General features: G+C 67.5%; 2 protein-coding genes. Both read right to left on the reverse strand.

What is annotated here, in order from left to right:
* Positions 1 to 8 precede the first annotated feature (8 nt).
* Positions 9 to 221, reverse strand: a complete 213-nt coding sequence (locus tag A5788_RS20675) for an MbtH family protein (protein ID WP_049698840.1) — start codon at positions 219 to 221, stop codon at positions 9 to 11.
* Positions 218 to 12,100, reverse strand: a complete 11,883-nt coding sequence (locus A5788_RS20680) for an amino acid adenylation domain-containing protein (protein WP_082943106.1) — start codon at positions 12,098 to 12,100, stop codon at positions 218 to 220. The genes A5788_RS20675 and A5788_RS20680 overlap by 4 nt, the downstream gene beginning before the upstream one ends.
* Positions 12,101 to 12,107: the final 7 nt, after the last annotated feature.

The following is a 12,107-nucleotide window of genomic DNA, read 5'->3' on the forward strand; positions in this document are numbered from 1 at the left end:
CGCGCCGACTAATCGGCCTCCATCGCTTCGATGAGGCTCTTCGGGCGCAGGTCGGTCCAGTTCTGCTCGACGTACTCGAGGCACGCGGCCCGGCTGTCCTCTCCGAACACCTTGGTCCATCCGTCGGGGATGTCGGCGAATGTCGGCCACAGGGAGTGCTGGTTCTCGTGGTTGACCAGGACGAAGAATCGTCCGTTCTCGTCGTCAAAGGGATTCGTCATTGTCGCTTCCTTTCCTCACCATCGTCTTCGATGTTCGTTATATGTTGCTCGTGCGTGTTGCCCGCCAGTCGCAGAGCCAGGACCGGCCCGATGACAGCGAGTGCGTCCGCATTCGCCATGCCGAGGTGGTCGGCGTCGACGTCTACGTTGACAACGTCTCCGTCGACGTGTGGTTCCCACGACCGCGCGACAGCGGATGGGTCTTCCTTGTCGCGTGTCGCCGTGAACACCAGCAGCGAGCCGTCGAACCGGTCGGGGCGGAATTGCTCCACCAACTGCTCACCACCCGCGAAACTGTCCATCACCCACTGCACCTGCTCATCACGCAGCAGTCCCAGCGATGCGATCTTGTCCCGCACGATCGCTGCGACCTCATCGGTAGAGCTCGCCTCAATATCTTCCCCGAGATCGAATAGGTCGCGCCAGCCCCCCAGCAAATCGCCGACGAACTCGCCGCCGGGACGCACCCGCTCGGCCGACTCAGACCCGTTCACCTGGTCGACGGACACCGGCGCCGAGTCCATCACGCCGAGGAAGGCGACCTCCTCGCCTGCTTCCCGCAACGCCGTGGCCATCGCGTACGCGACATATCCACCGAGCGACCATCCGAGCAGGTTGTACGGCCCTTCCGGCTGCACACGACGGATCTCGGCGAGGTACCTCTGCGCCAGCTCTTCGACAGACGAGGCAAACGGTTCTCCGGACACGGCGTGCGGGTCCTGCAGGCCGTACACCGGCCGATCGGCCAGGTAGGGCACGAATCCGCCATAGAACCACGCGAGTCCGCCCGCCGGGTGCACACAGAACAGCGGAGGCTGTGAGCCGCGCGCGAGCTCGATGAGAACCTCACCTGCCGGCGCGGTGGCGCCTTCGATTCGGGCCGCGATCCCGCGCGGCGTCGGATCGTTGAACAACCAGCCGAGTTCGAGATGGTCGCCGTGCACGCGCCGCAAGAGACCGAGAGCACGGGTCGCCGACAACGAATCGCCGCCGAGGTCGAAGAAGCTGTCGGTCGCGCCGATGTTCTCGACCCCGAGGATCTCACCGAACACCTCGGCCACCGATTCCTCGATCGGCCCGACCGGGTCCACACGAACCCCGCTCGGGCGCTGCGGTTCGGGAAGCGCGCGCTTGTCGAGTTTGCCGACGGCCGTGAGCGGAAAGGCATCGAGCACGGTGATGCTCGACGGCACCATATGGGCGGGCAACCGTTGCGAGAGAAAGTGCCGCAGCGTCGTCGACACGGATTCCGCGGGATCACTGAGGGAATCATCGGGGCCCGGGGAATCGTCGAGCACGACGTACCCGGCGAGCGCTGTCGCCACCGCTCCCCCGACTCCGACGACGACGGCCGATTCGACCTTCGGATGAGCCGACAGGGCCGCCTCGATCTCACCCAGTTCTATTCGTAGGCCGCGAAGCTTGACCTGAGCGTCGCTTCGGCCCGCGTACTCGAGTGAGAGTTCGCCGGTCTCGTCGCGCTGCCAACGGACGACGTCGCCTGTGCGGTACATGCGTTCGCCCGCGGTGCCGTTCGGGTGCGCGACAAACCGCTCCGACGTCAGTCCCGGCCGATCGAGATACCCGCGAGAGAGCGGTAGTCCGGTGATGTAGAGCTCTCCGGAGACTCCCTCGGGTACGGGATGCAGGCGGGCGTCGAGGACTTCGAACCCTGTGCCGTTGATGGGACCGCCGAGAAGCACTCTGGCACCCGGCCACGTCGGCCGCGCGAACGTCACACTGATCGTCGTCTCGGTCGGACCATAGATGTTGTGCAGGCTGAGGTGGCCCGACCAACCGTCGACGATCGACGGCGGGACGGCTTCGCCGCCCACGGCGACCCCCGCCAGATCCGGCAGTGCAGCCGGATCCATGGTCGACAACACGGTCGGGGTGAGGAACGTATGAGTCACCGCGCGTTCTCGCATGAACTGCTCCAGTGCCTCGCCACCGACCGCGTCCGCGGGGCGGTATGCGATCTCGCCGCCGAACGCTGCGGCGAGGAGGTACTCCAGCACCGAGGCGTCGAAGCTCGGCGACGCGAAGCCGAGCACAACCGGCTTCTCGACCTGCGGGAAGCGGGACGATTCCGCTGCGGCGTAGTTGGCCAGACCGGAGTGCGTCACGCTTACACCCTTCGGTCTCCCGGTCGATCCCGAGGTGTAGATCACGTAGGCCGTGTTGTCCGGTCGCACCGGCTTCAGGAGCTCGTTCGCGGCGAGCGAGGTGGTGTCCTGTGACGAGATTGCGCGCGAGACGGCCGGGTCGTCGAGGTCGACCCAGTCGAGTCCCGGCCGCGTCGGCAGCGAGCGCGAGCGGGTCAGGCCAAGCACGGCGCCGGAATCCTCGACCATCGTCGCGACTCGTTCTGCGGGATAGTCCGGATCGATCGGCACATACCCCGCGCCGGTCTTGGCGACCGCCCAGATCGCTGTGAGCAATTCCGTGGAGCGTCCGATCGCCAGACCGACGAGCGACTCGGTCCCGATCCCACGTGCGATCAGCCACCGCGCGAGGCGAGTGGACTCGGCGTCGAGTTGGGCGTAGGTCAGCGTTGAACCGGCCGCGTCGCTGACCGCTGTGCGCGGTCCGTATGCCGCTGCGGCTTCGGCGAAGAGGTCGGCGAGCAGCCGCGGTCGTGCCCCTTCACCACCGTCGACCGGCGTGAACAGTGCCCTCTGTGCGTCGGTGACGAGGGTGATGTCGGCGGTGAGGCGTGTCGGGTCTGCGGCCATCTGGCGCAGGATCTCGACCAGCGCGGTGCAGAACACCTCTACCTGGTGATCGTCGAATGCCGCAGGCAGATACTTGAGCGTGAGCGAGATCCGCCCGCCCGGCAACGGAGCCGTCGCCATGTTGAGCGGGTAGTGGGTCGCGTCGGTGCCATCGAAGTCGAGGATCTGCAGTCCCCCGGTCTGTGCGGGGTCGGCGCTCGCGAGCGAGTCGCCGTCCACCGGGTAGGACTCGTGCACGGTGAGGGTGTCGAACAGCAGCGGGACGTCGGCCAGCGCCATCAGTTCTGTCAGTCCGATGTGCTGGTGGTCGAGCACGGTCACCTTCGCCTGCTGCAGACGGGCGAGCACGTCCGCGACGGGTGCGTCCGGGTCGACGTCGACGACAGCGGGCACGGTGTTGATGAACAGGCCGACCATCGACGCCACGCCCTCGAGATCTGCGGGGCGGCCCGAGGTGGTCTCACCGAATGCGACGACCCGGTTCCCGGTCAGTCGAGACAACAACACAGCCCAGGCCAGTTGCAGCACCGTGGCCACGGTTGCGCCCTGCGCCCTGGCGAGCCGCTCGATTCCGTCGACGATCTGCTCGTCGAGCAGCGCGGAGTGATCGCGCGGAAGCATCTCGCGAGCACCGGACACGCCGGGAGCCACGAGGGTCGGACCGTCGACCGGTGCGAGCACGCCTCGCCACGCTGCCCGAGCGGCGTCGGGATCGGCGAGCGCGATGCGGCGCGCATGATCGCCGAAGTCGCCGCCGCCCGGTTGTGTCCCGGTGTAGGTCGACCCGGTCGCGTACAGCGCGAGCAGGTCGGCGAGGACGAGCGGACCCGACCATCCGTCGATCAGAATGTGGTGATTGGTGACGATCAGGTGCGCGTCGTCGCCGTGGCGGACGAGCGTGAAGCGCATCAGCGGGGCGGACTCGAGATCGAATCCACGACGTCGCTCCACGTCGGCGTACTGCTCCACCGCCGACATGTCATCACCGGCCGACGACGCCGGTACCTCGACGACCTCCCACGGCACGGAGACCGTCTCGGGGATCACCGTGACCACGGCGCCGCTCCCGCAACGCACGAACGCCGAGCGCAACGCCCTGTGATGATCGAAGAGTGCTGCTGTCGCACGACGAAGCCGCTCGACGTCGATGTCCCCGCCGAGGTGGAGGATTCCCTGCACCACGTAGACATCGACCGCGTCGTCGCCCGCGAGCTCTGATTGGACGTGCAGGCCCCTTTGGAGTGGCGTCATCGGCCAGACGTCGGCCGAGCCGAAACGATGCGCGAGCTCGTCGAGGTCGTCCTGGGTGACGCCGGTACCGGGCACGTCCGAGGGCGATAGTCCCGGCCCGCCCGGCTGTCGCGCCGCGGCGGTGACCGCGGAGAGTTCGGCCCCCCATCGATCACCGAGATCTTCGATGTCCGACCGAGAGAATGCGCCACTCGGGAACAGAAGGTCGGCCGACAGTTCGCGGCCGCTGTCGGTCGTCGCGGTGCCGACGTTGACGGAGAGCGTGTTCATCGCAACCATGCGACCCGACATCGACGCGGGCAGCGCGGGTGCCGCGGGATCGGCGGTGAACGGCAGTACCGCCGCGTCGTCGCTGCCGCGGACGCCGGCTCCGAGGTAGTTGAACGCGATACCGGGCAACGCGGTCTGCGCCAACCGTGCGTCACCGTTGCGCGAGAGGTTGTTGCGCAGCAGGCCGAATCCCAGACCGTGCTCGGGCTGACCGAGGCGTTCCTCCTTGGCAGCCTTCACGGCGTGCACGACGTCATCGCCCGGGTCGACGACGATCGGGGCGATCGACGTGAACCATCCGACGGTGCGGGAGAGGTCAGCGGTGCTCGGTGACGAGCCGTGGGCGAGCACGTCCTCGTAGCGTCCGTGACCTTCGACCAGGATCGATACCGGAGCATCGTCGACGATTCCGCGAGCACGCTGCCACGACGTGATCGCGCGCGCCAACGCACCGAGCAGAGCGTCGTTGACATGCCCACCGAACTGTTCGGGGACGCTGGTGAGTAGCGCCTCCGTGTCCGCGGCGCCGACGGCGACGGTCACCGTGGAGAGCGTGGCGAATCGATCTCGGTCGCGGTCGACGGTGACGCCGAGATCGGTGGGCTCGCGGTCGACGCGCGCCAGCCAGTAGTCGACCTCGCCCACGTGATCGGGTGTGCGTTCGGCCAGCGCGGAGTGCCACGCCCGTGCCGAGGTGACCTCGGGACGCAACGTCGCATCGCCACCGCTTTCCGACGCCGCCCACGCCGTGATCAGATCCTCGATGAGGATCGGCCACGAGACCGCGTCCACGCCGAGGTGATGGATCGCGAGCACCACCCGCGCACCGTCGGCTCCCACGACGTGTGCGGCGGACACCAGGACCCCGTCGGCCGGTGACAGCTCACGCAGTGCGCGAGCATGTGCCGCCCGCACCGCGGCAGCGAATTCCGGGCTGCCGCCGGCTGCATCGACCCGCTCGCCGACGACGCTCGGTGTGGCGTCGGATCCTGCTGTGGCCACCCATTCACCGTCGACGCACCGCAGTGTCGACGACAGCATCGGGTGTGCCGAGACGACCGTCGTCAGTAGTCGCCGCAGCCTCTCGGTGTCGAGACCTTCCGGCGCGATGAGTGTCATCGACTGCGAGAAGTCGGCGAAATCGTCTGGCTCGTCGGACAATTCGATCATCCACGCAGCAACCGGCGAGACCGGAACGGCACCCGTCGGCCCGTCCGGCAACTCGGCGAGCATCGGGAGTCGTTGTGCATCGGCTACTGCTGCCACGGCAAGAGCGCGCACCGACTTGTGCTCGAAGATGTCGCGCGGGGAGATCGGAAGGCCTGCTGCACGTGCGGCCGACGAGAGCGTGATGGCGAGGATCGAGTCACCGCCGAGCGCGAAGAAGGAGTCGGTCATGCCGACCTTCTCGACCCCGAGCACACCGGCCACGAGGCCGGCCAGAGTCTCCTCGGCGGGCGTCGCCGGCACGACGTCGTCGCCGCCGACGCTGTCGATCGTGGGCTGCGGCAGTGCTTGTCGATCCAGTTTGCCGTTCGCGGTCAGCGGCAGACGATCGATCGGCGTGATGATTCCGGGAATCATGTACGTCGGCACCGCGCGCGCAACCGAGTCGCGGACCTCGTCCACGTCGATCGTGTCGATCCGGTCTGCGACCACATAGCCGACGAGTTGCTCGCCCCGTCCGGGGATGTCGACGACCGTTGCCGCGGCCGCGTTGATGCCGGGGGCAGCGGCCAATGCGGCCTCGACCTCGCCGTACTCGATGCGGAAACCACGCAGCTGCACCTGCGCATCACCGCGACCGAGATACTCGATGTCGTCGCCGATGCGGCGGGCGAGGTCGCCGGTGCGGTACATGCGTTCGCCGCCCGGATCGAAGGGGTCGGCGACGAACCGCGTGGCGGTGAGCTCCGACCGTCCCCGGTAACCCCGCGCCAATTGGCCACCCGTGACATAGATTTCGCCGACGACTCCCGGCGGGACCGGATGCAGTCGCGAGTCGAGGATGTGAATGCCCAACGAGCTCAACGGCCTACCGATCAGCGAGCTGTCGCCGTCGAGGACCGATGCTCGGTCCATGGGCCGGATGCTGACATGCACCGTGGTCTCGGTGATGCCGTACATGTTGACCAGTTGAACTGTGTCCGAGGGGTTTTCGGTGAACCAGCGGTCGACCTGATCGAATGCGAGCGCCTCGCCGCCGAACACGATGTAGCGCAGGGCGAGATCAGGTCCGACGCGCCGTCGAGCGTCGATGAGTTGGTAGAAGGCGGACGGCGTCTGGCTCAGCACCGTCACCCCTTCGCGGCCGAGGAGTTCGACGAATGCGTCCGGGTCGCGTGCGACGTCGCGGTCGACGATGACCAGACGCGCACCCGACGCGAACGGGCCCCACAGTTCCCACACCGAGAAGTCGAACGCATAAGAGTGGAACATGGTCCAGACGTCGGTCGGGACGAACTCGAAGTCGGTCGCGGTGGTGTCGATCAGGGTGAGCACGTCGCGGTGAGTGATCTGCACACCCTTGGGCTTGCCGGTGGATCCGGAGGTGTAGATGACGTACGCGCCGGAATCAGGTTTGATGACCGGCGTCGGCGTGGGCAGACCTGTCCCCTCGCCCACCAGGTCGTCGACGTCGACGGCCGCGACGGCGTCGGGCAACTGCCCGAACAGCTCGTGATCGACGGTCGCGGCGTCGGTGATGATCAGGTCGATGGCGGCGTCGGCGACGATGTAGGTCAGGCGTTGCACCGGGTTCGTCGTATCCAACGGGAGATAGCCCGCACCCGCCTTGAGGACACCCAGAATGGCGACGGCGAGGTCGACGGTGCGTGCCGTTGCGACACCGACGAGATCTCCCGCGACGACACCGCGCTCGACCAGTGCCGCGGCCACTGCCGTCGACCGGCGGTCGAGTTCGCCGTAGTCGAGCGACCGTCCGGCCGCGCTGACCGCAGGCCGGTCATGGTGTGCGCGTACGGATTCGGCGAACAGGTCGACGAGGCTCAGGTCTGCGCGCGGCGTGTGTGTCGCCGGCGACGGTAGTGCGGCGAGCGTCGCCTTCTCGTGATCCGACAGCAGCACGACGTCGCCGATCGGCAGGCTCGGATCGGCGGTGCAGCCGTCGAGCATCCGGACGAACCGGTCGGCGATCGTGTCAACCGTCGGGGCATCGAAAAGGTCTGTGGCATAGACGATCTGTGCCGTCCACGGCTGACCGTCGGGAGCGTCGGCGATACCGAAGGTGAGGTCGACCTTGGCCGGGGTGTGCTGCGGCGCGATGGGCGAGATCTGCACTCCGGCAACATGTGTGGCGTTCAGTTCTGCCGCGAACTCCGGCAGCACCGACTGATGGAACGTGAGCAGCACCTGGGTGAGGGGCGCGAACGCTTCCGAACGCACGGGGTCGAGACGATCGATCACCGCTTCGAACGGAACATCGGCGTGGGCGAACGCGTCGAGGTCGGTGGTCCGCACAGACTCGAGTAGATCGGCGAACGATGCACCGGGGTTCACGTCGCTGCGGAGTACGAGCGTGTTGACGAACATGCCGACCAATGCGTCGAGATCACGTTGTCCGCGACCGGCAATCGGTGTTCCCACCGTGACATCGGTCGTGGCGGCCAGTCGGGACAGGAGCGCAGCGAGTGTCGCGTGCACGACCATGAACGGTGTCACACCATGCTCACGTGCCACCGCCGACACCCGGCCTGCGATGGCGGCCGGTATCGCGAACCCGACCTGCGCGCCCCGCTCGGAGGCGACGAGGGGTCGCGGACGGTCGGTCGGCAGTTCCACCACATCCGGTACGCCTGCCAGCGCGTCCTCCCAGTAGGACAGTTGACGCGCGACCACCGACGTCGGGTCGTCCGGCCGGCCGAGCACCTCGTGCTGCCAGATGGCCACATCGGCGAACTGCACCGGCAGCGGCGCGAAGTGCGGTGCCGAGCCTGTCGCGCGCGCCGCATACGCCGCCATCATGTCGCTGACCAACGGGCCCATCGACTCGCCGTCGGCGGCGATGTGGTGGGCCACCAGCGCGAACACATACTCGTCCTGCGCGGACCGCCAGACGCGGCACCGCAGCGGCTCCTCGACACTGACGTCGAAGCCATCGGTCACCGCGGCCTCGAGCTGTGCCGCGGAGTCGACGACGCCCCAATCGAGGCGGTCCGACACGGTGTCGACGCCGCCGATGATCTGCACGGGAACGCCGTCCACCGCGGGGAACACCGTCCGCAGCACCTCGTGTCGCTCGACCACGTCGACGACGGCTGCCCGCAGCGCAGCCACGTCGACGCCGCCGCTGAGCCGAAGCAGCACCGGGACGTTATAGGTACTCAACGTGGGATCGAACTGATTGATGACCCACATCCTGGCCTGCGCGAACGACAGCGGAATGCGGGCCGGACGGGGCACGACCGGCACGACCGGGGCAAGGCCCGGCTCACGCTGCGCCGCAAGCGCGGCGAGACCGCGCACGGTTGGCTGCTCGAAGACGTCGCGCACGGTGATGTCGGCGTCGAAGAGTTCGGAGATCCGCGCAGCAACGCGAGTGGCCGACAACGAGTTGCCGCCGAGGTCGAAGTAGCTCTCCGTGACGCCGACGGTCTCGCTACCGAGCACCTCTGCGTAGACGGCGGCGACACGCTCCTCCGCGTCGGTCGCCGGTGCGACGCTGCTGTGCTGCTGCGCTTCTTCGGCAGGCGTGGGCAGCGCGGCGACGTCGATCTTGCCTCCGGGCGTGTGCGGTAGAGCATCGAGCACGGTCAGACTCGCGGGCACCATGTGCGAGGGAAGCCGCGTGGCGATGTGGTCGCGGATGGCCGCGACATCGACGTCGGGTGATGCGACCACATACCCTGCCAGCGCGCTCGCGACGGCACCGCCGACGCCGATCACCACCGCAGCGTCGACGTCGGGGTGGGAGGTGAGTGCCGCCTCGATCTCGCCGAGTTCGATCCTCAGCCCGCGCAACTTGACCTGGGTGTCGATGCGGCCGGCGTACTCCAATTCGCCTGTGGCGGTGACCCTGACGAGATCGCCCGTCGCGTACAGGCGCGCGCCCGGTGTCGAGCTGAACGGATTCGCGACGAACGCCTTCGCGGTCAGTCCGGGGCGTCCGAGGTAGCCACGCGCGAGAGAGTCGTCGGCGCTGAGATACAGCGCCCCCGTCACGCCCTGCGGCACTTGGTGCAGTCGCGAATCGAGAACATACGCGGCGAACCCGCGAATCGGGCGTCCGATGGTCACCGGCTGCCCGCGCTCGATCACGGCCGCGGTTGCCCACACCGTCGTCTCCGACGGCCCGTAGAGGTTGAGCGTCCGGAGATCGGGATGAGCCGACGCCCACCTGTCCATGAGTTCGGGTGGGCACGCTTCTCCCGCCGATGCGAGATTTCGCAGGCTCGCACCGAAACGCGGGTCGACGGTGGCGAGCACCGTCGGCGTGATGATCGCGTCGGTGACACCGCCGCGCTCGAGGACGCGGCCGAGCGCGTCCGAGGCGTACTCGTCGGCGCCGGCGATCACCAGGGTGTGACCGAGGCCTATGCCCCAGAGCATTTCGAGTACCGACGCGTCGAAGCTGGGCGATGCGACATGGAGCACCCGGACGTCGGATGCGGTTGCCGCGGTCCCGGAGATCTCCGCGAGTGCGTCGACGAGATTGGCGATGCCGCGCTCAGCGACGCCGACCGCCTTGGGGCGACCGGTCGATCCGGAGGTGTAGATGAGATATGCGAGGTCGTCGAGTCTCTTCGGTGCACGGCGCTCGTCGTTCGTGACGGGGCTGTCTGCGACCCCGGGTGCGATCAGGGTGTCGATGTCCATCCATGTGCACGGCGACTCCCCGAAGCCGGGGATGGTGTCGCGATCGCTGATCCCAAGGGTTGCACCGCAATCGGCCAGCATGAAGGCGATGCGGTCCTCGGGATACGACGGCGCGATGGGCACGTACGCGGCCCCGGTTCGGAACACACCGAATACGGCGACAACCGAGTTGATCGACCGGTTCATGCCGACGGCGATCACGTCGCCGGGTCCGACACCCGCGGCGATCAGTCGGCGGGCCACACGATTGACCGCCTTCTCGAATTCGTCGTAGGTCAACTGCTGGTCACCACAGACCAGTGCCGGACGACCTGGGTCGATGACGCGATCATCGAGGATGTCGACGAGTACTCGCGGCGTCGAGACACCGCCGTCGGCCGCAACACCATTGGTGCCCAACGAGTTCCGACTCCGCACCCCGAGTGACACCACCGTGTCGTCGTCGACTGCGAGGTCGATGTCGCCGACGGCGACCCGGGGATTCGCCACCATCGCTTCCAGCACCGCCAACCAGCGATCGGCGAAACCGCGTACCGTCGATTCGTCGAATAGTGCGCTGGCATAGATGAATTCGGCCGTCATGGGAGAGTCGGCGCGTCGGTCTGCCACGCCGACCGTGAGGTCGAACTTGGCCGTCGGCGCAGCGATGTCCAGCGGTTCGGCGACCAGTCCAGCCGCCTCCATCTCGGCCCGCGGATCGACGTCGCCCGACACATGGGTGAAGGCGATCTGCACGAGCGGCTCGAATGCGGTGGAACGCGCGGGCGACAACTCGTCGATGAGATCTTCGAAGTTCACGTCGGCATGCGCGAAGGCATCGAGATCGGTGGTGCGCACCGACGCGAGGAAGTCCTCGACGGTCCGCCCCGGATCGACCTCGGTGCGCAGCACCAACGTATTGACGAACATCCCGACGAGATCGGCGAGGGCAGAGTCCGTGCGCCCCGTGATCGGGGTTCCGATGACGACGTCGTCGGTGGCGGCCTCGCGCGACACCATGATCGCCAGCGCCGCGTGCAAGACCATGAAGCCGGTGATCTCGTGCTCTCGGGCGAAGGCCTCGATGCGAGTCGCCAGCGCGTCGTCGACGGTCAGCCTGACCACACCTGCGTCGCTGTCGCGCACCGAAGGCCGCTGCCGACCCCTCGGCAGGTCGGTGACGATCGGGAGTGCCGCGAGTTGCGTTCGCCAGTAGTCCATTTGGCTACCGATCGGGCTCGACGGATCGTGCACGCTGCCGAGGGCCGCCTGCTGCCAGAGCGCATAGTCGGCGTACTGCACGGACAGCGGAGCCTGCGCGGGCACTGCCGGGCTGGTGCGGTGAAGGTAGGCGGCGAGAAGATCGCCGACGAGTACCGGAACCGATCCCCCGTCGAACGCGATGTGATGGACGGTGAGGGCCAGTTCGTGCTCGTCGTCGGCGACTCGCAGTACCCGACCCCGGATCGGGAGTTCACGCGTGACGTCGAATCCCGTTGTGGCAGAAATGATCAGATCATCTCGATGGTATGCGGTGCCCCAATCCACCTCGTCGCGCGCCTGTGCGGCGTCGACGATGTGCTGCACCGGGCCGTCACCGTCATCCGGGTAGATCGTGCGCAGCACCTCGTGACGTTCCACGACGTCGCCGACTGCTGCGGCCAGAGCCTCGAGGTCGAGAGTTCCCCTGAGGCGCAACACAAGTGGAATGTTGTAGGACGCCGACGTCGGGTCGAATCGGTTGATGAACCACATCCGCGATTGCGCAGCGGATAGTGGCACCCGCGCCGGTCGCGCCACCGCTGTCACGCGGGGC

This window comes from Gordonia sp. 852002-50816_SCH5313054-c (assembly GCF_001665925.1).
In the GTDB taxonomy this organism is placed as follows: domain Bacteria; phylum Actinomycetota; class Actinomycetes; order Mycobacteriales; family Mycobacteriaceae; genus Gordonia; species Gordonia jacobaea.